Here is a 25734-nt window from a genome sequence, read left to right on the forward strand (position 1 = left end):
AATTCAGACTCGATCGTAGAGCAGATCCCAGACCCTGTGACCCAGGTTTTGTCCACGCCTCTCAAAATGCGTATGAGCTCGCCAATCAGGGCAAGGTACTTGGCCACGCAAGCCAGCACGGTTGACCAATCCAGGCGTGGCATCGAGCACATCCCACATCTGTTCAGCATAATCGGCCCAATCCGTCGCCATGTGCAGACGTCCGCCGACACGTAACTTGCGTACCAGTAACGCAGCGAATAGCGGCTGAATTAACCGGCGCTTGTGATGCCGCTTCTTATGCCAAGGATCTGGAAAATAAATGCGGACCTCATCAAGGGCACCATCTGTAATTTCCTTCTTCAGCACTTCAACAGCATCGTACTGATAAAGACGCACATGGTGGCTGCCATCCTCAGCCAACGCATTCAACAAACGCCCTACACCCGGCGCATGCACTTCAATGCCGATATAGTCGTATCTGGGCTCCTGCCGTGCGGCGAAACGCAACGCATCGCCGTTACCAAACCCAATCTCCAGCACCTTCGGCGCACTGCGGCCAAACAACACATCCAGATCGCGCAACTGACCGATAAAGTCCACGCCAAAACACGGCCAATAGTTGTCGAAAGCACGCTTCTGAGCAGGCGTGAAACGACCCTGACGCAGCACAAAGCTACGCACTTGACGGTGCCCTTCATTGAGGATGAAGGGTTTAGGCGGGGCTTGGGTAGCATCGCTACCGAGCACATCCATCATCCAACCAATCCCTCAATTGGGCTGGACGCCGCAGCGTAACGCTTGCGTGGGATACGTCCAGCCAGAAACGCTTCACGTCCAGCCTCCACAGCCTTGCGCATGGCACTGGCCATCAACACCGGAGCGCGCGCACTAGCAATCGCGGTATTCATTAATACAGCATCACAGCCAAGTTCCATCGCAATGGCCGCATCCGAGGCTGTGCCTACTCCAGCGTCAACAATGATAGGCACCTGAGCGTTCTCAATAATCTCCAGCAGGTTGTAGCGATTCTGAACCCCCAGGCCCGAACCGATGGGTGCCGCTAACGGCATCACCGCCACGCAACCGATCTCCTCCAGGCGCTTGGCCAAGATCGGGTCGTCACTGGTATACACCATCACTTGAAAACCTTCGGCAACCAACTGTTCCGCTGCTTGCAAAGTCTGCACCACGTCCGGATACAACATCTTGTTGTCGCCAAGTACTTCTAGCTTAGTGAGCGTGTGTCCATCCAACAGTTCCCGCGCCAACCGGCAGGTCCGCACCGCATCCTCAGCCGTGTAGCAACCCGCAGTATTGGGTAGGATCGTGTAGCGATCCGGAGATAGAACGTTAAGCAGATTGGGCTGGTTTGGATCCTGGCCGATATTCACCCGGCGGATCGCCACGGTCACAATTTGGGCCGCCGCCGCCTCAGTGGCTAAGCGGGTCTCTTCGAGATCTTTGAACTTGCCAGTCCCAGTAAGCAACCGGGATGAGTAGGCAGTACCGGCAATAACGAGCGGATCATGGGAAGCGAGATTGTTCATCCAGGGATTATGGCCGATTACCTTGCTGCGCATGGTGACTCAGGAACTTCAGCCTCCTCCCAGCGCATGGACGATCTCAACCCGGTCGCCCTCGTGCAGCACGTAACCCCCATGCTGGAGGCGCGGCACGATCTCCCCATTGACCTCCACCGCAACACGGCGCTCGCTTAATCCCTCCCCTGCAAGCAAGGCCACAATGGAACTCGCCTCGGGGATTTGACGGGATTGACCGTTGAGTTGGATGTTCATAGATACAGAATTGTGACACCAATAATATTATTGGTTGAGGTTTTGCCATCACGTGACAATCACCACATGAACGCCAACCATACTGGCGAACTGATGACCACTCTTCCCTAACATACACGTTGTTTCTGCAGCACCCATCGTCGAGATTTCAAAGAAAATTCCCATGACAATGTTTTTCCATCCCACACGCTCCCTCATCGCAATCGCCATCACTGCGGCCACCACACCGGCTATCGCTCACCCAGACTTTCAACAAACCCTATTTTTCGGCGACAGCCTGACAGACAGCGGCTACTATCGCCCACTGCTACCAAGCAATGTGCAAGCCATCACCGGCAAATTCACCACCAACCCTGGCTGGGTCTGGGCGGAACACGTAGCCAGCTACTATGACAGCAATGCGTCCCCCAATGGCAACGGCCAAACCGGCAACAATTACGCCGCTGGCAACGCGCGGGTCAATGCATCCTCGGTCAACGCATTGGGCGAAGCACCACCACTGATCTCTCAAACGAGCACCTATCTCAGTGCGAATGGAGGCAAGGCTGACCCAAACGCGCTGTACGCCATCTGGGGGGGCGCCAACGATCTGCTCGCCGCATTCGCAACCCCAGACCAGGCACAAGCCATCATCGGCAGTGCAACCGCCGCAGAAATCAGCTTAGTGAACACCCTGAAGAGCGCCGGCGCACATTACATCGCCGTGCTGTCAATCCCTGATCTTGGTTTGACCCCACTCGCCCAAACCACCGGGACCGCTGCGCAAAGCACCGCTGCGGCCATCGCCTACAACACAGCCTTATTCACTGGTCTGCAATCGGCAGGATTGAACATCATCCCGGTAGACACCTTCCATTTATTACAAGAAATCATCGCTTCACCAGCGACCTACGGCTTTACCAACACCACCGACACGGCCTGCACCCTAGCACTGCCATTGTGCAACCCCAATACCCTGGTCAACGCGAATGCGCCTAACAACTATGCGTTCGCCGATAGCATCCACCCAACGACCACAGCACACCATATTTTGGGCCAGTACACGATTTCAATCCTGGAAGCGCCACCCCTGCAGCAAGTGCTGACTCACTCGGCCCAAGGGGTGGGTCGTGGGCGCGCCTACCAGGTGGGTTGGCATCTGGACGGCACACCGCAGCACGATGGCCTGCGCTGGTGGGGCAGTATGCGCGGTGACTCCCAGCGCAATGATCGTAACGACCTATACAAAAGCGTTGCGCCAGAAGGCCTATTCGGCCTTGACTGGAACAAGGGTCAACTGGTGTCCGGCGGCTTCGTCGGCTACGGACGGATGCATGCCGACTTCAGTAATGACAACGGCACCTTCAAGCAAAAAGACAAGACCCTCGGCGGCTTTTTCGGTTGGTATACAGGCCCCGTCTGGGTCAATGCCCAGATCAGTTACAGCTGGTTGAACTACGACGTCAACCGCGAGGTGCAACTCGGTCCAGCCACGCGGGTACATCGAGGTTCCCCCAATGGCAGCAACCTGACCGCCGCACTGAACGCCAGTTACGAAATGGGCGAGGGTCAGCTGCGCTATGGCTCAGTCGCCGGTCTGATCTGGCAAAAAACCAAATTGGACGGCTACACCGAACAAAATACCAGCGCCTCCGCACTCGGTTATGCCGATCAGCGCCTCAATTCACTGCTCGGACGCGTTGGTGGGCAGATACGATTCGAAACAGGCGTGGTCAACCCCTATCTACAGGTGACCTACGATCACGAATTCAAGAAACAACAAACCGAAGCCAGCGCATGGCTGCAAACCATGCCAGAGACGGGTATGTATTCAGTGCCGGGACTGAATTTCAATCGCAACTATGTGAGCATCGTGCTCGGTGCCCGAGCCAACATCAGGAATCTGCAAAGCAACGTTGGCCTCACCACGACCACGCAGAAGAACGCCCGCGACACTACGTTATTCGTCAACGTCAACGGCAGTTTTTAAACATATCGCCTGCGTATGCCACCATGAAGCACCAGCAAGGCAACGACCGGGCTCGCGTCGTTGCCTCCACAGCAAAGCAAGCATAGACTCCGGTGCACGCTCAGCGGGCGTAGCTCAATGGTAGAGCTGTAGCTTCCCAAGCTACTGACGTGGGTTCGATTCCCATCGCCCGCTCCAATAAAATCAATCATTTGCAACACTCGACCCCCTCCGTAATACGTACGGTGCTCCACAATTCACCGGGTGAGTACTGCATTGTCTTTGTTTCGATTCAATCACGCCTAGCGCAATCCACTGACCACCGGATTAAAACGGTACAAAAAGTGGTCACCGCCTGCACAGCCACACAGGCGCTCAGTCCAGCATCACCACCGCACGGCCTTCGGCAAGCAGCTGGCCAACATGGAAGATACGGAATGTGTACTGTTGGCTGTCCTCGCCTTGCAGCAGCACTGCGGCCTCCCCATGCAGCGCCTGTGGTAAATCGTCGAACCGATCTACATACAGCGTCACCGCACGCAATGCGACCAGCATGCCCTGTCGCACGGGGCGGCCTATCTCGCGCCCCAGCAAGCCGCCATGCACCGCCATTGCTTGCGCACCGTACTCACACAGATGCACTGCGTGCAAACGCCCGGCGTCACGTAGTGGGTGGACCAGATCACGGTGCATATCACTGCACAGCACAATGCGCGTCGTGTCCCAATCCACTACCTGTTCCCAAAAACACATGCTGCCTTGGTGAGGCAGCAGCTCAGCGATAGATTCAAATCCTTGCAACATCCGCTTCCTTCCCAGAGATCCGGTCCAACACCGGAGCACGCGAGATCAACAACGCGAGAATGAAGTTAAACAAAACACCCAGTGCCACCGTACTCCCAATCGCACTCAGCACCGGGATGCTCGATACGGCCAGCAGCGCGAACACTAACAGCGTCATCACACTGCACACCAACAGCGCATGCAGCGTACGCAATTGGTCGGCACGATGGTGACCGGCATGTTCGAAGAACAACGCATAGTCCAGGCCCAACCCAGCCGCGAGAATCAGCGCAATCAGGTGAAACAGATTCAGTTCTACCCCGCAGAGGCGTTGCAATGCCACGATCAGCAACGTCGTCATCGCCATTGGCAATAGCACACGCACGATCCGTCGCCACTGACGCAATGCCAAGGCAACGGTACCAGCCAATAGAAACGCAGCAACACCCAACGCGGCCAGCACACGACCACGGTAAGCCACAACAAGGGACTCAGAAGCTTCCTTCAGGTCCATCAACTGGGCACCACTGCCGCGTACCACTGCCGCGAGCGCCTGCGGATCATGCAGACCGATCAGGGAAACCAGCGCGGTAACGCCATCCGTACGCAGCAACAACAAACTGCTGACCGGCATGGCCAACGGAGTACCCACCAAGCTCTGTACCGTCAGAGGCGGCGCCTGCCGTGCCGTCTCCACATCCGCCTGAAATGGCTCGAATACGTCGGTGCGAAACGCTGAGGCCGCAACCGCTGCTTCGATCAAGCGCCGCGCCTCCTCCGGTGTGGGCAATGCCGCCTGACGGCGACGCTGGGTCTGGATACTGGGCAGATAACGTGCGGCCATGTCGTAACCGGCAACGCTCCCTTGGGCAACCGCACGATCCAGACGTGGGCGCAATGCCTCGCTAGCCTGCAAAGCCTGCTCGACCGAAGCCGCATGCAATACCAGCACATAACGTACATCCGGTGCACCCAGCTCCCGACGCAGGTGCAGATCACGCCGCAACGCCTCAACCGGTACCGGAGTCAGCTTGGACAGGTCGTTCTGCCAGAACGGTCCCGGCGCCAGGAGCACAGCGGCTCCTGCAGCCACGCTCAATAGGGCCAGCGACCAGCGCGGACACGGCCCCCCCGCGATCCACTGCCATAGCCGCGCGAGCCATACCGAATGCGCAGGATCACGCGGCGCAGGATCAATCAACTCCGGCAACAACCAGCGTGTGGTCAGCGCCGCCACCAGTAAGCCTGCAATGGTGAAGGTGGCAAGCTGGCGCAGACCATCCACTCCGGAAAATAGGAAAGTGACATAGGCAATACAGGTGGACACCACACCCGTCGCCAAGGTCGGCCAAAGGTGGCGCGCGTTTTCCCGCGGGTCCAGGCCCGGACGTTGATGGCTAAACAAGTGAATCGGATAATCCTGCGCCACACCGATCAAAGTAAAACCGAACGCCACGGTGATGCCATGCACGCTGTCAAACAGCAAGGCCACCGCCGCCAGACCAGCCAAACCGGCACTGGCAAGAGGTAACACACCCAACACTGGCACTTTCCAACTGCGATACGCCAGCAGCAGCAGCACAATCAGCCCTGCCGTATCCAGTATCCCGATCCACTGCGCCTCACCTTGAGTCCGCGCGGTAATCTCCACCGCGAATGCTCCGGGTCCGGTGAGTTCTAACTGAGTTGCAGTATTGACAGCCACCCGGGTGAACGCGGCCTGTACCGTATCGTAGGCGCGCTGCTGACTCGTCGGATCAAAACCAGCCGCACGCGTCTGTGCCAGCAGTAACGCACGCTGTCCAGCATGATCAAACCAGACACCATCGTGCATTGGAGGTGCCACCAGCGGCTGTAAACGCTCCGCCAGATGCACCACTTCCAGCGTTGGATCCCGGGGCAGCAGAGGTTCAACCAAGATGGCCGCCGGAGAACCCAGATCTTGTAACCGCAGCTGCAGTGCCTGCTTGAGCTGCGCGGCATCCAGCGGTGCCGCATCAAAGCTGTCAGTGAGCAGGTAACGGTATGGCAGTAATCGCGCCGGGATGGCCTCCAACCCAACATGGGTACCGTTAGCCACCAGCTCAAACACCTGGTCCTGCCCAGCCAGTATTTGGTGCAATGCCTGCGATTGCCGCGCCAGCGTGGCTGGATCACTGCCACGTAAGGACATCAACAACAGACGTGAGCCCGGCCCTTCACCCAGTTCCTCGAGTAACAGCTTTTGTGCGGGAGTATGTGCCTCGGGCATGAACTTACGCAGATCACCCGTGAGTTGCAGCCGATCAGAAAGCCACCAGGCCATGACCACTAAGAGCACCAACCACAATAAAGCGATGCCGATACGACACCCCGCACTCCAATCACGCATGATCGGTCTCCACGTTGCAGCAGGCGACACCGACACAAGCGGCAGATCGTGGCCAAGGCACCCACACATCAGACCACATGCGGTCATCGAACATGCCGGAACGGATGGAGACACACGTCCCGCAACCTGGACCAATACTGCAAGCACCCCACATCGGCACATCACCGCTCTCGTGAGCAAACCTCACGTAGAACGGCCATGACATAGCGCGACCAGTGTTGTTGTGTTATCCACCGCAGTCACCGCCTGTACTGCACCGGCCAATAAGGTACGCTGCACGTCCCCTCTGGCCGGCACACTTTCCATACAGTTCAGATCGGCACCACGTCCATACAGACGCACCTCACGCACCTGTTGCGCCAATGTTGCCTCCAGAGGGGCCAGATGCAGTTGCCAAACATCCTGTGTGCCCTCGGCACGAACACGAAAATTCCGTTCGAGCAACGCGCGGTTGCCTGACAGCAACGCACTTAATCCAGTGTACAAAGCAGCTAACTCAGGTGCGCGTGACAGATCAAAACGGCGTCGTGCCTTGCCATCGCGCTCAAGGATCACCTCGCCATTGCGCAGCGTTGTCACCTCGTGGTACGGCACGGTTACTTCGCGCACCAGGGTCTGCGCATCCAGCCAACGGTAATAGCCCTGAACCCGCAACCGGGTCTTCAATAATGCCGAGCGGTGCAATTCCAAAAACGGGATACTCACTGACACTGGGTGGGCCAGCGTCTTAAGTATCCAGGTGACATCATCCTGCTCATTTGCTGCGGTCAGCAGCAGCGGTGCGCCGCTGCACAGCAGTATCAGCATCCACGGCAAGGCACGACGCATCAGCAGCATCAGGGACATTCCAGAAATCGTAGAAGTTGAACCAGTTGTATGGCGCGTAACGTGTGTAATGTTCCAGCCTGGCGGCGTAATCGCGTATGAGCATGGCCAATGCTGGGGCACGCTGGCGACGGGGCAGTTCCAGCCCTTCGCTGAACGCTTCGAATATCAACTCGTAATGGTTACCGCCGTGGTACAAACCGAATGCCAGCACCACAGGCACCTTCAGCGCTGCAGCGATCAGCCACGGCGAGGTGGGAAACGCCGCGGTGCGTCCGAGGAACATCATCGGCAACAAAGGATCCCTCTGGGATGGGCGGTCCACCAGCAACGCCACCATCGCTCCCTCCTCCACGGCTGTCTTAATCGCGATGACAATCGAGGTACTGTCCATACCAGCATCAATGATGCCGTCCGCAAGCTCCGGATTGAGTGCGTCCAACAACTCACTCGTTGCGCGGTTGTGTGCCTTATCGAGCACGATCCGGAGCTTGGCATGCGGACGCTCGGTCGCCAGCACACGCAACGCTTCAAAACTGCCCAGGTGCGAACCGAAGATCAGCACACCACAACCGCGGTCCAGATACACAGACAACTGATCCAATCCGCGCAAATCGATCTGGAAAGGCTCCATCTGCCCACACAACATATACACGCGGTCGAGAATCGTGGAGGCGAACACATGGATGTGTCGCGCCACATCCATCCAGCCCGCTGGCCGGCCCAGCACACACGTCAGGTAATACCGAGAGGCGCGGCGTTCCGAACCACGCACCAGGAGGAAGTAGACAGTGATCGGATACAGCAACGCACGCCCGATCACACGACCGCCATAGCGCGCAATACCGCAGATTAACCACAGCGCGAAGCGCCCCCCACCCTCCGGACGATGCTTCCAGAACGCACTCATGCCGCCGACCCGGCAACAATCTCGCCGCTGGCCAAAAGATGCTGGGCGCAGCAAACGCGGAAACGCCAGCGTGGCATGGTTCCCTCCAATTCGATCCGCGCATGTTGCTCCGGCAACAGCGGCCGCAAAAATTTGACCTGCGGCAGACGGATGCCGGTCAACCTACCTTCGCGTACCTGCAATGCATGTAACACGTGCTCCAACACGAGCACGCCAGGCACGATGGGAAAGCCAGGAAAGTGGCCAGGCAAGCAGGGATGCGTTTTAGGAATGAAAAATTCCATCAATCGCATCTCTCATGAACATGCTTGAGACCATATTGCGCGCCACACTTAACACCCGCACCCACGCTCTTTAAGGTAAACCGCAGCAGGATACTGCCAGCAGCCCAAACTCAAGATAAAGCGTGGTTGGCAAGAGAGTGCGTCATACCCACATGCGATACGGCAGTGTCACGTTCGCTCAACTGCTCATGCTGTAAAGAACGTCAAACTCAACGCAGCAAATTGCGCCAACATTCGGGACCCAAACACACCATCTGGCACAAAAAATCCACAAAATTCCCGTATGGACGCTACGGAAACCCGTCTCCACACAAAAAATATTCCCCAATGAAGCAGCTGCCGATCACGGCGTAAGCCAACAGATTCACCAATACCGCAACCCACCCGTCAGGAATCGCCAGCCACGGTGGCTGGCCAAGCTGAGCAAGCACCCCACTTGGCACCGCACACAACCCAAGCACTCCATTCACCAAGGTCGGCCCGGTCAAAATAAGGTCCACACCAGAGTCAATCGGCAAGCGTAGCGAGATTGAACCGGGCTAATATTCCGGCACGCGGGGCGATACAAGCCCGCAACACTACGGGTGATGAGCAGCACATGGCCGCGACGCACCCGGCCCCCGAAGAGCCAAGCCATCCACCCAGTGAACACCACCGGTGGCACCGCCAGCAGTAGCAACGCACGGCGCGATTCCCACAATGACGCGATCGCCACCAACACAACCAACACGGCACGACAAGCCCATATGCGGCCACGTGCTATTGGCTCAATCAGCACCAGGGCGGCACCCGCCAGCACGCGCCAGCGAAGACCGGTGCGTGGTATTGGCCTAGTGCCCCAGCAATGAATTAGGACAACGCCACCAACACGGCCAAGCCCAACACCCAGGCTAGGACAGACGTATCTGCAACTGACTCAGGTACTTCTATGCGCTTGGACATGATCTGAAAGCGCACGCAGCGAAGCGAAGATACGTTGGTTGTCGTCATGATCCGAACGTATCTGGAAACCATAACGCTTGGTAATCACCAGAGCCAATTCGAGCGCATCAATCGAATCCAGGCCCAACCCCGTGTTGAACAACGGTGCTGTCGGATCGATATCCCCGGGTTGGACATCCTCAAGATTGAGACTTTCAACCAGTAACTCAGCCAGTTCGCGCTCAGCAGGAGTTTGCACAGACATCTAGCAGAGATCCCAAACAATAAACGGTGCACAAAGATCATGCATCGGCACGTCGCGTGCAACTCCCCCGGCACCTTTTCCCCAGGTAGCATTGAGATGTTTTCACGCTCTGTTCAAGGTACATATCTAAGGTGACGCCCACCGCCACACACGCGACGTCCGCTGTTCCACGGTCGATGGCCAAGGTCAACACCCCGGATGTGTTGGTGATCGACGCTGGTCCCGCAGGCTACACCGCAGCCATCCTGCTTACCCAACGCGGCTGGGGAGTGACATGGTTAGAAAAAATATCCACCCGCGCTTGCACATCAGCGCGTCGCTGCTGTCATTGAACATACCGCTTTTGCAATGACTAGGGGTACTGGACACCGTGCGCGCCATCAGCGCACTCGAGTTCGGCGCCGACTTTCCCTCAGCCATACCGTAGCGCTTGCACGTGTTCACCCTGATCTACGCGATGACCACATTGTTGATACTGCCCCAGACCGGGCACTCTTGGCGGCAACGCCACCGTCAGCCGCGTCTTGGCTTCGCAGGCGAGACGCTACAATGACACCATTGATGAACACCGCGTTTACTGCCGCATTACACGTAGACTACGCACCAACCTCAGCCCTGGGCATGTTGCTGGCCGATCGTTGCGTGCTGGCTGTGTTTGGTTTTGGTGCCGATGCGCCGCGTGCCGACGACCCGCGCTACGTACGCGTACGTCTGGAACCATACGGCGCAGCACCATTGGAAGTATGGTCCAGCAATACACCGGTAGATTGCGGACGTAACGCTGAGATTGCCTGGGCCAGTAACGGTCAGCTGCAATTCGGCGTGATTGAATTGGAGGAGGGAGCACAACCGATCGAAAGCTGCGCTGAACGACTCTACACGCGCCTGACGAACTTTGTTGCTGGCAGCAGCACACCACATTTGTTACGGATCTGGAACTATCTAGACGCAATCACCATCGGTACTGGTGATCACGAGCGTTACCGCAAGTTCAACATTGGCCGCGCACGTGGCCTCGGCAGCTTGGAGACCACACAACTGCCCGCTGCAACAGCCATCGGTCACAGCAGCGAACACCGCATCCTTCAAGTCTATTGGTTGGCTGCAGCGATGCCTGGGACACCTCTGGAAAATCCGCGTCAGATCAGTGCCTACTGCTATCCACGTCGCTACGGCCCACAATCTCCAAGCTTCGCACGAGCGATGCTGCCCCCCCGCGCCAGCGCAATGCCACTGTTGTTGTCTAGCACTGCAGCCATCGTCGGGCATCGCTCCATGCATCCCGGTGAACCAGTGGCACAATTGGAGGAGATCTTCGCAAACTTCAACACACTGCTCAGTCAAGCGCACGCACAGCGCTCCGAAATACCAGCGCACTTTGACCCAAAAACGCGATTAAAAGTCTACGTGCGCGAGCACATGGACTTACCACGCATTGCCACCGCACTACAGGCACGCCTGGACACGATCCCGCACGTGCTGTTGCACGGCACCATATGCCGCAATGATCTGCTCGTGGAGATCGAGGGATACGTAGGTTAAGACTGGCGAGAACATCTGCGCAGGGCAGACACCCCCAATACACGCATGTGTTGGGAAGCATCGGGAATGAGTCATGGCGGCGTCCAAGTGGAGGCGCTGACACAACATCCGTAAACACCTTGGCAGATACGGGTTCGAGGCATCAGGCCGCGCTGTAACACGATAGCGGCAACATGGACAAGCAGATTCGATATCCCAGCAACGCGCTGTCACCGGGGTATCACGCATTCAAGGTCGAGGCGGACAGCACTGACGGCGGTTAGAATGCGCGGCCAAGCGCCCCCCTGTTCCTAAGGACATCACATGAGCATCAAGAGCGACCGCTGGATCCGGCATATGGCCGGGCAACACCGCATGATTGCACCGTTCGAACCTGGCCAAATCAAGCAAAATGCGGCAGCGCAACGCATCGTCAGTTACGGCACATCCAGTTACGGCTACGACGTGCGCTGCTCGCGTGAGTTCAAGATATTCACCAATATCAATTCGACCATCGTCGATCCAAAACACTTCGACAATGGAAGCTTCGTCGATGTCGAGTCAGACGTATGCATCATCCCGCCGAACAGCTTTGCCTTGGCACGTACGATCGAGTATTTCCGCATCCCACGTGACGTACTGGTGGTATGTCTTGGGAAAAGCACCTACGCACGTTGCGGGATCATCGTCAATGTGACCCCATTGGAGCCGGAGTGGGAAGGGCACGTGACTCTGGAATTTAGCAACACAACCCCGTTACCCGCACGCATTTATGCGAACGAGGGCGTAGCGCAGATGCTGTTTCTACAAGCCGATGTCGACGATGTGTGCGAAACATCCTACCGCGACCGCGACGGCAAATATCAAGGACAGACGGGAGTCACGCTGCCACGTACTTGAAGCGGACAGATCGAACGGATACCACCGACCAGCGACGCACCTCAATCAGTTCAGTCAGGCAGATGTCCTGAGGCCCCTGGATGCTTGGGATCATGTGTTACAACGATCTGCCTGGACTGAGTCATGACTCGCCAGAAAGGACTCGCAGCACAAACCGGAGAAAATGGACCTTTAAAGAAGAATGACTGCATCGCTCAGTCGATCATGCGGGTTTATCGCACCCATTGAGACAAGCCCGATGGCATTTGGATTTGGCAGACAACACAGCTCCAAACCCACCCGCTTTTATACGTGGTATGTGCCGCAGCACTGACATCCACGTCACTGCGTAGTGCATGCGCAGCCATCCTCGACCAGCTGCGAAACAACAATAAAGCCAGGTGCAATGAGCGTCATCATCCACATCTTGCAACCGCGGTCATAACAGGCCATTGACCGAAGCAACGACCATACGATGACAGATCCCTAGTCAGTCAGCGGTATCAACCACTCAGACGACACCGCCCATGCATTCACGGTGAAGTTGTCGATGCATGGTAAGTCTTCTCCCCAGCAGTTACCGCCAAATTCAATCGGTTCTCAGGGGGTGGGAGCGGGCAGGTGGAAAACGACGTAAATGCACATGGCGGGTTGTAGGCACGATTGAAATCCAGCGCTACACGACCCTGTGTATCCGGCGTATCCACCTCCAAGAAGCGCCCAGCAGGATAGCTGCCGTGGCCACTGGTACGGTCAGCAAACATCACGAACAGCGCCTGCCCCGGCTCACCGATCGCTTGCAGACGATAGGTGCGGCCAAAGCGCTCGAACTCGATCACACCCGCGTTGGGCTCATTGGTCGTCACACCAACGATGTTAACAATCGATAGCGTAGCGCCAGCCTTGTTAGGCAAATAACGAGCTTGAATCCGCCATGTTGGATCTACCGGCCAATACTGCACACCAGTGAAGTGCAGCCGTGACGGTGCATGCGCATGTCTGACCCGCAGTGCAAACCGGTCACCGCGCCGAATCAGCGTCAACCATCCCTTGCCATCATCAAAACCAATCGTGGTGGGTGTGGGATCACGATCACTGAACACCCGGACGCGATCACGCAACGGCTGCCCATCGACACTCAACGGCACACCGGACTTTGGAGTCAACCAAACAACATCTCCATCGCGCTCGATCATGCCCATCTCAGGCGGCCCCATCATCAAGCGGATGCCATTGTCGGGACTGGTGCCGATGTAATGCGCCTTCGGCCCCAACCAGTGCAAGCCAATCAAGCTAGTCCACCCATCGGGTTTACTCAGCTCACGCCGCCGGTGCTCGCGCCACATCCGATGATCGGCCTGGAATGTCGCGTCTGTCTTCACAAACGGCTGTGCGGCAGACTCACGACCACGCTGACAACCCACCAAAAGCGCTGCCAAGACGGCCAACAGGATCGATACGGTCCCCCATTCGCATCCACGTCGCATCACCGCCCCCTAAGGAACCAACGATCGATTTCAGCCAGACTGAACCGTGCCCAGGTGGGACGGCCATGATTACATTGACCGGAACGCTCGGTGGCTTCCATGTCACGCAACAACGCATTCATCTCGGAGATGGTCAAGCGTCGGTGCGCACGCACTGCACCATGGCAAGCCATCTTCGAAAGTAGCGTGTCACGTGCAGCGGCCACACGCCGGGTCTGGCCATGTTCAAGCAGATCGCTGAGCACGTCGCGCAGTAACCTCTCTGGTTCAGCGTGGGCAAGCAACGCCGGAATGCTGCGCACATGCAACGCACCCGGACCGCTGCGGGTCACTTCAAAGCCAAGGCCGACCAAGGTCTCAGCTTCGCACTCAGCCACATCGGCCTCACGCTCGGATACCATCAAGGTCATCGGTACCAAGAGCGGCTGGGTGCGCAAGCCAATGCCATCGTGGGCGCGCTTGAGTCGCTCGTAGCCAATGCGCTCGTGAGCAGCATGCATATCCACCACGATCAATCCATCAGTACACTCCGCGAGAATATAAACGCCATGTAGCTGTGCGATCGCATAGCCAAGCGGTGGTATGCCATCAGTTTCATCGGCCAATGGCAATCCGGCCTGAATCAGTACCTGTTGTGGCGCAGCATCCACAGGTTCAACCGCTGGCGGCGCATACAACGCGGCATACGCGGCTGGCGCTTCAGCCACAGACAAGCTTGGCGAACTCTGAAGAGGCCGCCAAGCGCCGCTAGAGCGGCTCCCCAACACATCCGAGACAGCACGCCGCCCTACAGATGACAGGGCCTGAGGGTCAGGATGCGACGCGATTTCCCCCTCCACATGACCCATACCCACTAATGCCGCCAGCGGTGTGGTACCAGCACGCGTCTGTGCCAACGTATCCTGAAGGGTGCGGTAGACGAAGTCATAGATCAGCCGTGCATCACGGAAACGCACCTCATGTTTGGCTGGGTGTACATTCACGTCCACGCGTGTTGGATCCAGCTCTAGAAACAGCACGTACGCTGGATAACGACCGTGGTAGAGCACATCGCCGTAAGCATTCTTGACAGCGTGAGCAACACTGCGATCACGGACTGGGCGTCCGTTCACGTACAGGTATTGCTGATCCGCATTGGGGCGTGAGTAATGCGGCTGAACGATGCACCCATGCAGACGTAATCCGGCACCACTGTGGTCCACACGCAAGGCCTGATGCGCAAAGTCTTCGCCCAGGATCTCGATCAGGCGCACGTCTGAATACAAGTCGCCAGGTTTATAGCGACGCGAAAGTTTGCCGTTATGCGAGATACGCCACTCTACGTCTGGATGCGCCAGCGCCAGCGAGCGCGCCCACTCTTCAATATGACCCAACTCAGTGCGCTCAGCACGAAGGAACTTACGCCGCGCCGGCACGTTGTAGAACAACTCACGTACCTCAACAGTCGTACCCAGTGCATGTGGATGCGGTATCACCTCACCACATTGACCTCCCTCAACGTGCAATGCCGCGCCGTGCTCATCAGCGGCACGACGCGACATCAAGGTAAAACGGCTCACCGACGCAATCGAAGGCAGTGCCTCGCCACGGAAGCCGAGTGTGGCAACTGCTTCTAAGTCATCCAGTGAGGCGATTTTGCTAGTGGCGTGGCGCGAGACTGCCAGCGGTAATTCCTGGGCACCTATACCGTGGCCGTTGTCGCGGATTCGGATCAGGCGCACTCCTCCTTCTTCCAAATCGATGTCCACACGTGTCGCGCCGGCATCGATTGCATTTTCGACCAATTCTTTGACCACCGAGGCTGGACGTTCAACCACCTCGCCAGCAGCAATCTGGTTAATCAAGATCTCGGGCAGCTGACGGATTGGCATCAGCGATTCTCCGGGGATGACGGATAGGAAACAGTAATCAAACTGACACGATGAAATACCCAGGCATCCGGGAAACCCGGATCAACGGCACCCGGGCTCCGGTTCACTCCAGAACCTCTTAGATCATCATCAAGCAGCTTAACGCGTGCTGTTGCTCACCGAGCCAGCGGCCGGGGCTGACTCGAGTTGGGCACGCACGGCGAATAGCGTACCGGGTGGTGGCTGGCTGGTGAAGAAGGTCATCACTCCATCCAACACCGCACTAGCCAACTGGCGCTGGAACATGGGATCGATCAAGCGCCGTTCCTCAGATGGATTGGAGATGAAGGCCGTTTCGACAAGCATCGCCGGCATATCCGAGGTGCGCAGCACCGCGAAATTGGCGTGTTCTACCTCTGGCTTGTGGCTATTACCGATCCGCTTCAGGCTACCCAGCACATGCTCGGCAGCGTCTTCAGACGCCTTCATATAACCGCTCTGGGCTAAGTCCAACAACACGTTGACCAAGGTTGGCTCGGCCTTTTGCAAACGTACCCCTCCGACCAGATCGGCCGCATTTTCTTTGTCAGCCAACCAGCGCGCGCGCTGCGAGGAGGCCCCCTTCGTCGACAGCACATAGACCGACGAACCACTGGCAACCCGGTTATCAGCGGCATCCGCATGGATCGAAATGAAAATGTCGGCCTTGGCCGCACGTGCTCTTTGCGCGCGCATGGGCAGTGGGATAAATACATCGCTATCACGGGTCATGTAGGCCTTCATGCCGGGAGTCGCATTGATCTGACGCGCCAACTCACGGCCAACCGCCAAAGTCACGTTTTTCTCAAGTTTACCGCTGGGACCAACCGCACCAGAATCTTGACCACCGTGGCCGGGATCGATCGCCACGATCAATGGACGCATGCCAGCTTCCATCTTCATGTGTGCCAGATTGCCAGGTATGACGGGATGCGCCGACACCAGTGCGGTGTCGTCTCCCTGGGCACCCTTCACATCAGTCACCTGCGGAACCATCGCTTCGCCCACCGGGTTAGCCGCCGCCACAAGAGATGCTGGAAACACCGGTGCAGGCGCAGAGACAGCCACCACCGGGACCTGTCTAGACGCAGCATCGCCTAGCGACGCTCCGTTGAGAATTTCAGCAGGAGACAGTCTGTAGGTGGTCGCCTCGCTTGGTTGAGGAGCAACCAGCATGGAGGCGGGATGTGGCACCTTTCCCGTCAACACCGCGGTGGCACGTGCCGCCTCGGTACGTGAATCAACGATAGGCAAAGGAGCCGGTACCGCTGCCGGGCGGATCTCGGACTGCACGTCCGCCGCAATTGATGTGCGACTGACATTGCCCGGCCACTCAATCACCAACGTCGAGACATTGCCGATCATTTGCATCTGCGGTTTGAGCGAAACCACAGGACTCACCAAGTCGAATACCACACGAAACGTTCCGGGCGTCGGCTGCCCAGTGCGCACGCTACGCACCACGCCGCTCCCTGAGGGTAGCTTCAAGGATTCAATGGCGCTGGAATCAGGGAAATCCACTACCAAACGCTCTGGCGCAGCCAGCGACATAGTCTTGAAAACACCGCGGCCAACAAGACGGATTTCAGCACGGGTACCACTGACACTGTTGGTCAACTCGACCGCATTGACCTCACCTGCATGCAGCGGCGGTCCCACCAGCGTGAGGGCAGCTACAAACAGCAAGGCACAGCATCGGAATCGAAAACTCCCGGGAATCATAGTGAATGATTCAAGCATTGCCCCCTGTGAATTGCAAGCAATTTCTCTTTAATAATCCATAGCCTGGCGTCATTTCCTAGGACATTTCTGGAAAAATAACCGGCAATTGCATTTTTATAGCCGCAGCAGCCAGCCATACCTCACCTTGCGTACTGGCTGCACGTAACCGGACGCGACGCCCCGTACCATCGACGGCCAACGCCACCTCCAGATCCAACAACGGCAACGCACCCGCTCCACGCTCAGGCCACTCCACCAGCCATAGTGCAACCTCGTCCTCATCCAAACCGAGAAAATCGAGTTCAGTTGCATGGCCAATCCGGTATAGATCCAAATGCCAAGCTTCACCGCCATCGGCCAACACATAACGTTCAATCAGCGTGTAGGTCGGACTGCGGATCAACCCACTGACACCCAGCGCACGCAGTAGCGCGCGTGCCAAGGTCGATTTGCCAGCCCCGATATCGCCCTGCAGATGCAACCCGGCACGTATCGGCCGGCTGTGTGCCAAGACCACACCCAAGCGTTCAGTAGCAGCAACATCAGTGAGGTGGAACTCGATCACTGAGCAGGATCCTGATTCACCAAACGGCGTAGTACCGGCAATAAATCGCTAGGCAGCAAGCCGCGTTCACCACCGTCACACACCGCACGGTCTCCAGCCGCCGCATGCAGCAACGCGCCCAACAATGCCGCATCGAATGCGCTATACCCCTGCGCACGCAACGCGGCAATCACGCCAGTGAGTAAGTCGCCCATCCCACCAACCGCCATGCCGGGATTACCGGCATCAATCAGGCAAGGTAAGCAACGAGGCGCCGCAATCACGCTGCCAGCGCCCTTAAGCACCACCACAGCAGCAAAGCGCGCCGCCAACGCCTGAGCAGCCGCACGGCGATCAGCCTGCACTTGGGCCGTCTCGCAGCCAAGCAAACGCCCAGCCTCGCCCGGATGCGGCGTCAAAATTGCACCGGATGGCAAAGCACGTGGTGCCGCCGCTAACAAGTTCAACGCATCAGCATCAACCACTAGGGCACACCCACTGTCGAGGGTGGTCGACCATAACGCTTGGCCCCATAGGTCCTGCCCTAACCCCGGCCCCAGCGCAACGACATCGGCGGCGGCCAGCAACGGTGTTAACTCGGCACTACCCACGACACCACATGGCATTGTCTCTGGACAACGCGCCAGCAACGGCGCGACATGCGCCTCACGCGTGGCAACTTGCACCACACCGGCCCCACTTCGCAGCGCGGCCTCGGCACTCAACATGATAGCTCCACCGCTACCCCAATTACCGCCCACGCACAGCACACGCCCGGACTCGCCTTTGTGGCTGTTACGCCGCCGCGGACGCCACCGGGACGCTAGTATCGGTGGAGCCCATACTTCAGCGCAGGGGGCAAGGCTATCCCGGAGCGCTGCCGGCACATCGAGCTCGGCGAGTAAACGCTCACCCACCGATTCCAATGCCTGGCCTGTATAAAGACCAACATGGCGCACGATAAATTGCAGCGTGACATGCGCACGTATTGGCGTACCAAATACAGCGCCCCGTTCGGCATCGACCCCGCTAGGAACATCTAACGCCAACACGGGTCGACCCGCCGCATTCAACGCATCGATCAGACCTTGCGTCGGCACATCCAAGCGCCTATTTAAACCAATGCCGAACAAGGCATCAACCAACACATCCGCAGCATCGAGCGCACATGGGAACAATGTCACCTGACCACCCGCGGCAAGATAATCGGCACAAGCACGCTGCGCCAGCAACGATGCCGGCCCACACCCGGGCAAATGCACCACCTTTACCCGCCAGCCGGCGCGCTGCGCCAAGCAGGCAAGTACATAGCCGTCGCCACCATTGTTACCAGGACCGCATGCAATCAACACGTGACGAGCCGCAGGCCAACGCTGACATAGCAGCTCCCAAGCAGCATGGCCAGCGCGCTGCATCAAGATATAACCATCATCAGCTAAATGCGCAGTCACCTGTGCGTCAAGCGTACATGCGGTCACGGTGTCATAGAGCGCCAAAGGAGCATGCATGTGGGAATTCTATAACTGTGCATATGGCTGCTACGCTCACTCCCAAAGATACGATGCTTATCACTTTTCAGATGTACAAGCACGTGGCTGGCTTCCAACCCCTGGATATCACCAGAATCCGTCGGAAAACAGCGCAGCTCACTTGTGAATCTAGCTAGGTATCTAGGAAACATGACACAACACCGTACCAACACATCCTTGGAACACCGCGCCGTGATCCCGCTGCAATTGGACTACGCACGGAAGGATGACATCCACATCTGAGCTGCTTCGACGTCGCTGGCAGAAGTACGCTGCATCCTGCCCGACTGGGTAATAATGCGAACATGCAGCACCGCGACCAGATTCTGACACCCAGTCAACTCAATACACTCGCGCGCGATCTGCTTGAAAGCGCGTTTCCACTGGTCTGGATTGAGGGTGAACTCGGTCATGTCACGCGCCCCTCGTCAGGACATTTGTATATCACTCTGAAGGACACGCATGCGCAGGTGCGCTGTGCGATGTTCAAACCCCAAAGCCAGTGGTTAACGTTTCAACCGCGCGAGGGCTTGCGGGTACTCGCACGCGGGCGGATGACCCTGTACGAAGCGCGCGGCGACTACCAAGTGGTCCTCGATCACATCGAAGAAGCCGGTGAAGGCGCTCTGCGCCGGGCTTTTGAGCAACTACGTATCCGGCTCGAGGCTGAAGGCCTGTTCGATGCTGCACGCAAGCAGCCGCTCCCTACCCATCCGCGTCGCATCGCGCTGATCACCTCGCCCACCGGCGCCGCGGTACGTGACATTTTCAGCGTGCTGATGCGACGCTTCCCGCTGGTCGAGATCGAAGTGTTACCGTCACTGGTGCAGGGTGATACAGCGGCGGCACAGATCACCAACCTGCTGCGCCGCGCAGACACCAGCGGCCGTTACGACGCCATTCTGGTGGCACGCGGCGGAGGCTCGCTTGAGGATCTATGGGCATTTAACGACGAGCAGCTAGCACGTACTATCGCTGCCGCACACACCCCGGTGATCTCGGCCATTGGGCACGAGACTGACTTCACTCTGGCCGACTTTGCCGCAGATATACGTGCGCCGACCCCATCCGTTGCGGCCGAACTGCTGGTGCCCGACCAGCGTACGCTGCAAAAGCACTTACGCCAGTTGCAGGAGCGCCTCCTGTACTTGCAGCAACATTATCTCGACCAAGCGATCCAACGTACCGACCAACTGGGACTGCGCCTGCACGCACGCAACCCTCAGATGCACCTGCGCCTGTTAGCACAACGCCAAACCGAAGCTGGACGCCGCCTGCAGCAGCGCATACGCCACGTGCTGGAACGCGCCCAAGGGCAACTACTCAACAAGCAGACACGACTATATGCGCACAACCCGAGACAGCAGCTGGAAAGATTGCAAGGGGATCTACAGCACCTGAATCCACAGGAACCGCTGCAACGACGTCTGAGATACGAACAACTGCGTCTACACGGACTGGTACGCGCCCTGGAAGCCGTGAACCCTCTGGCCACGGTTGCACGCGGCTACGCGCTGATGAGTCGTACCGACAACAACGAACTAGTACGCGACAGTACCCAGGTCACTACTGGCGATCTGCTGGACGCCAAACTGGCACACGGCCAGCTGCGCGTGCGGGTGGAGTTCAGCAGCAACTGAACTAAATACCATCGCCATTGGTCACGCTGCACTGTTACAGCCGACGACGGCTTGCATCAACTACGACTCCGCCCTGTGTGGTTCACGGGTCTCAACACTACGCCGCCACCCTTGTAGGATCGCATTGGCAAGCTTGGCAGGATCATTGTCGAAATGATGACCGCCGGGGCGCATCACTACATCGAACACACGTCCACGCAATTCGGGGCATAGCGTGTCTTTCTCATACTGTCCATAGATGCATTGCACGCGCTGCAAATCGAACGCAGCTAACGCAGGCAAGACATCTCGGGTGCCGTGCTCACCCCAACCTATCCAACCAAAAATCCGGCCTTTGAAGTCTGCCTGATGGCCCAGAGCAAGCAGAGAAATAAAGTCAACCTGGTTGCGCTGTGCCGGCGTCAATCTGGCGTAGGCAAATGGCATCACGTCGGAACCGAACGAATAACCGATCAGTATTAATTGGTGGGCATCCCAATGGTGTTGGTAATAGGCAATGACACGACCAAGATCATCACCCACTTGTTCAGGGGTGCGCAGATTCCAAAAATAACTCAGGCTACTCCATCCCACCACCGAAATACCGCGATGCTGCAATTCCTTGGCCAAACCCTGATCCAGTTGGCGCCAACCACCATCACCGGAGATCATGATGGCCAGCCGATCACTGCCCGGCGCATAGTATTCCACGAGCGGCAGGGTCTCTACGCCTCTGCCCGGTATATGGGTGGCCCTATGCGGCTGTACTTTTTCCGGCAACTCTGATTGGGAAGCAAACTTCGGTAGCATCTCCACAAATCCATGGGTCAAATCATTGACCTGCAATGGATCAGTGGCCAATACAGACCTTGTGTTGGTCGGTATGGTGGCAACAACCTCGCCTGACACGTCGGTCTCAGTAGAAGCCTGAATCTGTGGTACCAAGACTTTCCTACGATCATGACCAATCAGAGCAGATACCATGAAAGCATCGTCACCCTGGCGACGCAGTAAGCGCTTGTTCAATCCCAAGGGAGCATCGACTAAACCTATGCACTTCAATGTGCACCCATACCTATGCGTCAAGTAACGACCTGTATTGATCACTCCGTCCTCAGCCAGCGGCTGTACCACAGCAGGATGAGCCAAGAGCGTGGCAGCGACGCTCGGATACTGCATCAGCATCACAGGCGATGCACGGGCTAACGTCAACATTCCAAGCAATCCATCACGCCTGGCGAAAGCATTGCTATACACCTGAAAACACACTGCAACACTGCCGCCCACCAGCAATGCAAACGCCGTCAACCACTTGACCCTGCTATTAACGCACCTCATTGATTCCTCGCCGAACGACTGTACTACTGCGCATTATGTTGGGATCGAAACGGCAACACCCCTCATTACGACCTGCTACTCGCAATAACAACACACTTAGATGCCACGGACCAGACGGAAACCGATTCTGGCGCTCGTCATATCTGAATCTTGTGATCCACGCCACGCCGCACGGGTCTGCTGTGGCGAGTTAGCCCAGCTACCGCCACGCACCAAACGTTGGCGGCAGCCCGGGTTGTACCAAGCGATGCCATCAGCCGGGGCACGTCGATAGCTTGAGTGCCAGCAATCGGCCACCCATTCGCTAAGGTTCCCCCCCATGTCGTGGAGGCCCCAGGCATTGGCCTGGAAACTGGCGACTGGCGCTACGGCCCAATAACCGTCCCCATAACCGATGAAGGCATTGGCCCAACGCCGTCCGCTCGGAGAGACATCGTTACCGCCAGTATAGTTGCCGGTCATTGGGACTGCGGCGTTGCCCCAAGGATAATAGCCTTCTCCGCCGGCACGCAGTGTGTACTCAAACTCGGCCTCACTGGGCAGACGGTAATAACGCCCGGTCTGGCGCGACATCCACACTGCATAAGCCTCCGCATCACGCACGCTGACATGCATCACCGGATCATTGGGGCCAGCCGCACGACCATCGTAGCCGGACTGCCAATCCACCCCACTGCGCCGCACGAAGTTTCCACTGCGCTCATCATAGACCAGCGAGTGTCCACGCCGAGTCGCTCGTGGCCGGTAACCTGTCTGTTCAACAAAGCGCCGAAACTGGGCGACGGTGACCTCGGTAATGGACATTGCGAAACCGCGTTCAAAACGCACGTAGTGGCGCGGCCGTTCCGCAGCTGATGTGCCTGGTTCGGTATCGCCTGCCCCCATCTGGAAGCTACCGTGGGGCACCACAACCATTTGCGGGCCTCGGGTACCGTCTTGCATCGCATCGGTAAACACTTGTCCTCGCCGGAAACTACCATAGTGGGTAGCCCGATCGATGCGCTCTCGCAACTCGCTCACCACCGCATCACCAGGCACGGCAATACGTAACACCTCAGCGAAGAGGATGCGCGCATCCTTCAATTTCTTCGGATCAGATATCGCACGTAATGCGGCATCCCGCAATGCGGCAATCTTGGCCATACGGAGGGTGACGATGCGCACCCGCGCATCGGTCACTGTGGGTGCTTGCTCGCGCACCTCGGATGCCAAACCAATCCAGTGCGTAGCGCTCTCGAAGTTGGAGGCATCAGCCGCCTGTTCGGCGTGGCGGATCATCGCGCTCTCTACTGCCGCCAAGCCCTGAGGCGCCCGAGTATTGTCTGGATCCAAGCCCAACGCATCACGGAAGTTGCCCAAGGCACCATGACCACTCTCGCCCAACCTCCCAGCACGCAGATCGTCCTCACCAGCGAGATTGAATGCAAGGACACGTTGTGCGGTCTCAACACGACTCTGCAAACGACGCACGCGCATATCCTGCGGTGCCAGCGACAACGCCACCCTCGTCACGTCGCCAGCCTGTTCTAATGCCTCTTCTTGTACCTCTCGCTGCAGCAATAGCCCATCCGCCAGGGCGAGCAAACGCAGCAACGCACGGCGCAGACCATCTTCAGCCGCACGGTCGCGCCCGCCACTGCGGGTACGCAACGCCAAGTAAAGTGGAATCGCATCGTCAGCACTGCGGTACAGTCGATCCTCCACCAATGCCTGAGCGGCACGTCGCCTGACCTGCACGGACGTCATGTCACCTAATACGACCGGCGGCGCTTGCCAAAGTGGGAGTGTCGGAACCGATTTTTGGCCGGCCATCGAAACATGGGGTGCAGTCGGCAATGCGGCAACCACCTTTGGTGCAGCCGGCTCGGGCGTCGGCGCGCATCCGACCGATAACAACAGCCACAATCCCACAATCCACTGACCACCGATGCGCACATCCGCCTCCTCCCAAGACCGCACCGCAGCACACCTTAGGCTATTCTGCTCAATTCGAATAATCCTAGCCTAATCACGGAAATCACGTGCCGCATTGGATCCAGCATCCCGACACCCTCGCTACCTGGTGGCACCGACAGCCAACCCGAATCGGTATGGATACCGAATTCATCCGCGAGCGCACCTTCTGGCCACAATTAGCTCTGGTACAGATCGCAATTGAGGACGAGATATTACTCGTCGATCCACTAGTACCGGGCATAATCGACGCACTGCGACTCTGGCTAACCGCGCCGCATGTGGTCAAAGTCATGCACAGCGCTAGCGAAGACTTGATTGCATTTAAGCGTGCCTGCGGCGTACTGCCACGACCGCTGTTCGACACCCAAATTGGGGCTGCCTTGGCAGGCTTGGGGGGCGGACTGGGTTACCAGAAGCTGGTGGCCACGGTCACCAGCGTGGAATTGAAAAAAGGGGAAACACGCTCAGACTGGATGCACCGACCACTCACACCAGCCCAACTAGACTACGCCGCTAACGATGTCCGTTACCTATTCACATTGCATGACACGCTCACAGAACGGCTGGCACAGCTGAACCGCAGTGCTTGGCTGGAAGAGGACTGCGCACGACTTATCCACACCATCGAACAAGACGAGAACGAACGCTGGCCGCATCTGGCAATACGTTCGGCACACCTTCTCGACACACCAGGACAGTACCGCTTGCTAAGGCTGCTGCGCTGGCGGGACACGTTAGCGCGCACCAGCAACCAGCCACGTAACTGGATATTGAACAATGAACTGGCCAATACTCTGGCGCGCTTCCCTCCTTCCGATCTAGCTGACCTGCGATACCAGCTTAAAAAGTGCAACAAATCGTGGAACACACTCGCCAGTCAAATACTGGAAGCACTGCACACTCCTCTTGCCGACGAAACTCAAGCCCCGCTAGCCATCGCACCCAGCGATGCAGATAAAGCCCTGCTCAAGCGCTTACAGCAAACCGTAGCTAAATGTAGCTGCGATCTAGGTTTACCTGACGGTATCCTCGCCTCACGCCGTCATTTAGAGGCTCTCATCGAACAACGCCAATGGCCTGACTCACTTGGTCAATGGCGTCGCGCTCTGCTCGAAACACAGTTGCAGCCACTGTTATCTATGCCAGACGACACCTAACATTCCAT

22 protein-coding genes, 1 tRNA gene and 1 pseudogene are annotated in these 25734 nt (G+C 57.6%); 7 read left to right on the plus strand and 17 right to left on the minus strand.

The window, feature by feature from the left end:
- Positions 1-3: 3 nt before the first annotated feature.
- Genes trmB through thiS form a run of 3 tightly spaced genes read right to left on the minus strand, consistent with a single transcriptional unit; the run spans position 4 to position 1778 of the window.
- Positions 4-735 (minus strand): tRNA (guanosine(46)-N7)-methyltransferase TrmB, encoded by a 732-nt coding sequence (trmB, locus tag PLS229_RS11550; RefSeq protein ID WP_425511093.1) that lies wholly within the window; start codon positions 733-735, stop codon positions 4-6.
- Positions 735-1529 carry a thiazole synthase gene (locus tag PLS229_RS11555; protein ID WP_038269905.1) on the minus strand — a complete coding sequence of 265 codons (795 nt, stop codon included), beginning with the start codon at positions 1527-1529 and terminating at the stop codon, positions 735-737. The genes trmB and PLS229_RS11555 overlap by 1 nt, the downstream gene beginning before the upstream one ends.
- Before the next feature lie 48 nt (positions 1530-1577).
- Positions 1578-1778 (minus strand): sulfur carrier protein ThiS, encoded by a 201-nt coding sequence (gene thiS / locus PLS229_RS11560; protein WP_038269706.1) that lies wholly within the window; start codon positions 1776-1778, stop codon positions 1578-1580.
- Between the two features lie 196 nt (positions 1779-1974).
- Here thiS and PLS229_RS11565 point away from each other — a divergent pair, with 196 nt between their 5' ends.
- Both PLS229_RS11565 and PLS229_RS11570 read left to right on the plus strand, forming a co-directional pair.
- Entirely contained in the window at positions 1975-3747 is a 1773-nt protein-coding gene (locus tag PLS229_RS11565; protein ID WP_171898096.1) for an autotransporter outer membrane beta-barrel domain-containing protein, read from the plus strand.
- A gap of 103 nt (positions 3748-3850) precedes the next feature.
- Positions 3851-3924: transfer RNA gene (locus PLS229_RS11570), tRNA-Gly, on the plus strand.
- A 177-nt stretch (positions 3925-4101) separates the two neighbouring features.
- Here the strand turns inward: PLS229_RS11570 and PLS229_RS11575 are convergent.
- The 7 genes and pseudogenes from PLS229_RS11575 to PLS229_RS11605 all read right to left on the minus strand — a co-directional run bounded on the left by PLS229_RS11575 (position 4102) and on the right by PLS229_RS11605 (position 10085).
- The gene (locus PLS229_RS11575) at positions 4102-4527 is read right to left on the minus strand and encodes a hotdog family protein (protein ID WP_038269904.1); all 426 of its coding nucleotides are present in this window, start codon (positions 4525-4527) and stop codon (positions 4102-4104) included.
- Positions 4514-6880, minus strand: coding sequence for an MMPL family transporter (locus PLS229_RS11580; RefSeq protein WP_038269903.1), 2367 nt, complete (start codon positions 6878-6880; stop codon positions 4514-4516). Before PLS229_RS11580 ends, PLS229_RS11575 begins: the two co-directional genes overlap by 14 nt.
- Positions 6881-7063: 183 nt before the next feature.
- Positions 7064-7708 carry a LolA-related protein gene (locus PLS229_RS11585; protein WP_081755386.1) on the minus strand — a complete coding sequence of 215 codons (645 nt, stop codon included), beginning with the start codon at positions 7706-7708 and terminating at the stop codon, positions 7064-7066.
- On the minus strand, positions 7635-8615 hold the full coding sequence (locus PLS229_RS11590) for a lysophospholipid acyltransferase family protein (protein ID WP_038269702.1): 981 nt from the start codon (positions 8613-8615) through the stop codon (positions 7635-7637). The genes PLS229_RS11585 and PLS229_RS11590 overlap by 74 nt, the downstream gene beginning before the upstream one ends.
- Entirely contained in the window at positions 8612-8899 is a 288-nt protein-coding gene (locus tag PLS229_RS11595; RefSeq protein WP_038269700.1) for a 3-hydroxyacyl-ACP dehydratase FabZ family protein, read from the minus strand. Before PLS229_RS11595 ends, PLS229_RS11590 begins: the two co-directional genes overlap by 4 nt.
- A gap of 209 nt (positions 8900-9108) precedes the next feature.
- A pseudogene (locus PLS229_RS11600) lies at positions 9109-9841 on the minus strand (ketosynthase).
- Complete coding sequence (locus PLS229_RS11605) at positions 9816-10085, minus strand: phosphopantetheine-binding protein (protein ID WP_038269698.1); 270 nt, start codon at positions 10083-10085, stop codon at positions 9816-9818. Before PLS229_RS11605 ends, PLS229_RS11600 begins: the two are co-directional and overlap by 26 nt.
- Positions 10086-10216: 131 nt before the next feature.
- On the opposite strand from PLS229_RS11605, the gene PLS229_RS11610 reads away from it, so the two are divergent.
- The 3 genes from PLS229_RS11610 to dcd all read left to right on the plus strand — a co-directional run bounded on the left by PLS229_RS11610 (position 10217) and on the right by dcd (position 12506).
- Positions 10217-10417 carry an FAD-dependent monooxygenase gene (locus PLS229_RS11610; RefSeq protein WP_425511072.1) on the plus strand — a complete coding sequence of 67 codons (201 nt, stop codon included), beginning with the start codon at positions 10217-10219 and terminating at the stop codon, positions 10415-10417.
- Positions 10418-10646: 229 nt separating this feature from the next.
- A complete protein-coding gene (locus PLS229_RS11615) occupies positions 10647-11627 on the plus strand; it encodes a chorismate transformation FkbO/Hyg5 family protein (protein ID WP_038269899.1) in 981 nt (326 codons plus the stop codon).
- Between the two features lie 303 nt (positions 11628-11930).
- Positions 11931-12506, plus strand: a complete 576-nt coding sequence (gene dcd / locus PLS229_RS11620) for a dCTP deaminase (protein ID WP_038269697.1) — start codon at positions 11931-11933, stop codon at positions 12504-12506.
- Positions 12507-13018: 512 nt separating this feature from the next.
- Here the strand turns inward: dcd and PLS229_RS11625 are convergent.
- From PLS229_RS11625 to PLS229_RS11645, 5 genes are all read right to left on the minus strand, one after another.
- Positions 13019-13972 carry a DUF1684 domain-containing protein gene (locus tag PLS229_RS11625; protein WP_038269695.1) on the minus strand — a complete coding sequence of 318 codons (954 nt, stop codon included), beginning with the start codon at positions 13970-13972 and terminating at the stop codon, positions 13019-13021.
- Positions 13972-15843, minus strand: coding sequence for a DNA mismatch repair endonuclease MutL (gene mutL / locus PLS229_RS11630; RefSeq protein ID WP_038269692.1), 1872 nt, complete (start codon positions 15841-15843; stop codon positions 13972-13974). Before mutL ends, PLS229_RS11625 begins: the two co-directional genes overlap by 1 nt.
- 138 nt (positions 15844-15981) lie before the next feature.
- Entirely contained in the window at positions 15982-17601 is a 1620-nt protein-coding gene (locus tag PLS229_RS11635; protein WP_038269690.1) for an N-acetylmuramoyl-L-alanine amidase, read from the minus strand.
- 58 nt (positions 17602-17659) lie between these two features.
- On the minus strand, positions 17660-18148 hold the full coding sequence (gene tsaE, locus PLS229_RS11640) for a tRNA (adenosine(37)-N6)-threonylcarbamoyltransferase complex ATPase subunit type 1 TsaE (RefSeq protein ID WP_038269688.1): 489 nt from the start codon (positions 18146-18148) through the stop codon (positions 17660-17662).
- A complete protein-coding gene (locus PLS229_RS11645; protein ID WP_038269686.1) occupies positions 18145-19635 on the minus strand; it encodes an NAD(P)H-hydrate dehydratase in 1491 nt (496 codons plus the stop codon). The genes tsaE and PLS229_RS11645 overlap by 4 nt, the downstream gene beginning before the upstream one ends.
- Positions 19636-19961: 326 nt before the next feature.
- Between PLS229_RS11645 and xseA the strand changes: the two genes are divergently transcribed.
- Positions 19962-21296: an exodeoxyribonuclease VII large subunit gene (xseA, locus tag PLS229_RS11650; RefSeq protein WP_038269685.1), complete on the plus strand. Its 1335-nt coding sequence runs from the start codon at positions 19962-19964 to the stop codon at positions 21294-21296.
- Positions 21297-21356: 60 nt separating this feature from the next.
- Here the strand turns inward: xseA and PLS229_RS12365 are convergent, their stop codons facing one another.
- Positions 21357-22613 (minus strand): virulence factor, encoded by a 1257-nt coding sequence (locus tag PLS229_RS12365; protein WP_230428260.1) that lies wholly within the window; start codon positions 22611-22613, stop codon positions 21357-21359.
- Between the two features lie 96 nt (positions 22614-22709).
- On the minus strand, positions 22710-24512 hold the full coding sequence (locus PLS229_RS11660; protein ID WP_038269895.1) for a formylglycine-generating enzyme family protein: 1803 nt from the start codon (positions 24510-24512) through the stop codon (positions 22710-22712).
- Between the two features lie 122 nt (positions 24513-24634).
- Between PLS229_RS11660 and rnd the strand changes: the two genes are divergently transcribed.
- Entirely contained in the window at positions 24635-25726 is a 1092-nt protein-coding gene (gene rnd / locus PLS229_RS11665; RefSeq protein WP_038269683.1) for a ribonuclease D, read from the plus strand.
- Positions 25727-25734: the final 8 nt, after the last annotated feature.

The sequence above is a fragment of the Xylella taiwanensis genome (assembly GCF_013177435.1).
GTDB lineage: Bacteria > Pseudomonadota > Gammaproteobacteria > Xanthomonadales > Xanthomonadaceae > Xylella > Xylella taiwanensis.

What these genes read in the sequence shown, in the direction of transcription:
- trmB (WP_425511093.1), bottom strand. Translation starts at nt 735, where the DNA reads ATGGATGTGCTCGGTAGCGATGCTACCCAAGCCCCGCCTAAACCCTTC.
- PLS229_RS11555 (WP_038269905.1), bottom strand. Translation starts at nt 1,529, where the DNA reads ATGAACAATCTCGCTTCCCATGATCCGCTCGTTATTGCCGGTACTGCC.
- thiS (WP_038269706.1), bottom strand. Translation starts at nt 1,778, where the DNA reads ATGAACATCCAACTCAACGGTCAATCCCGTCAAATCCCCGAGGCGAGT.
- PLS229_RS11580 (WP_038269903.1), bottom strand. Translation starts at nt 6,880, where the DNA reads ATGCGTGATTGGAGTGCGGGGTGTCGTATCGGCATCGCTTTATTGTGG.
- PLS229_RS11585 (WP_081755386.1), bottom strand. Translation starts at nt 7,708, where the DNA reads ATGCGTCGTGCCTTGCCGTGGATGCTGATACTGCTGTGCAGCGGCGCA.
- PLS229_RS11590 (WP_038269702.1), bottom strand. Translation starts at nt 8,615, where the DNA reads ATGAGTGCGTTCTGGAAGCATCGTCCGGAGGGTGGGGGGCGCTTCGCG.
- PLS229_RS11595 (WP_038269700.1), bottom strand. Translation starts at nt 8,899, where the DNA reads ATGGAATTTTTCATTCCTAAAACGCATCCCTGCTTGCCTGGCCACTTT.
- PLS229_RS11605 (WP_038269698.1), bottom strand. Translation starts at nt 10,085, where the DNA reads ATGTCTGTGCAAACTCCTGCTGAGCGCGAACTGGCTGAGTTACTGGTT.
- PLS229_RS11615 (WP_038269899.1), top strand. Translation starts at nt 10,647, where the DNA reads ATGAACACCGCGTTTACTGCCGCATTACACGTAGACTACGCACCAACC.
- dcd (WP_038269697.1), top strand. Translation starts at nt 11,931, where the DNA reads ATGAGCATCAAGAGCGACCGCTGGATCCGGCATATGGCCGGGCAACAC.
- PLS229_RS11625 (WP_038269695.1), bottom strand. Translation starts at nt 13,972, where the DNA reads ATGCGACGTGGATGCGAATGGGGGACCGTATCGATCCTGTTGGCCGTC.
- mutL (WP_038269692.1), bottom strand. Translation starts at nt 15,843, where the DNA reads ATGCCAATCCGTCAGCTGCCCGAGATCTTGATTAACCAGATTGCTGCT.
- PLS229_RS11635 (WP_038269690.1), bottom strand. Translation starts at nt 17,601, where the DNA reads ATGCTTGAATCATTCACTATGATTCCCGGGAGTTTTCGATTCCGATGC.
- PLS229_RS11645 (WP_038269686.1), bottom strand. Translation starts at nt 19,635, where the DNA reads ATGCATGCTCCTTTGGCGCTCTATGACACCGTGACCGCATGTACGCTT.
- xseA (WP_038269685.1), top strand. Translation starts at nt 19,962, where the DNA reads ATGCAGCACCGCGACCAGATTCTGACACCCAGTCAACTCAATACACTC.
- PLS229_RS12365 (WP_230428260.1), bottom strand. Translation starts at nt 22,613, where the DNA reads ATGAGGTGCGTTAATAGCAGGGTCAAGTGGTTGACGGCGTTTGCATTG.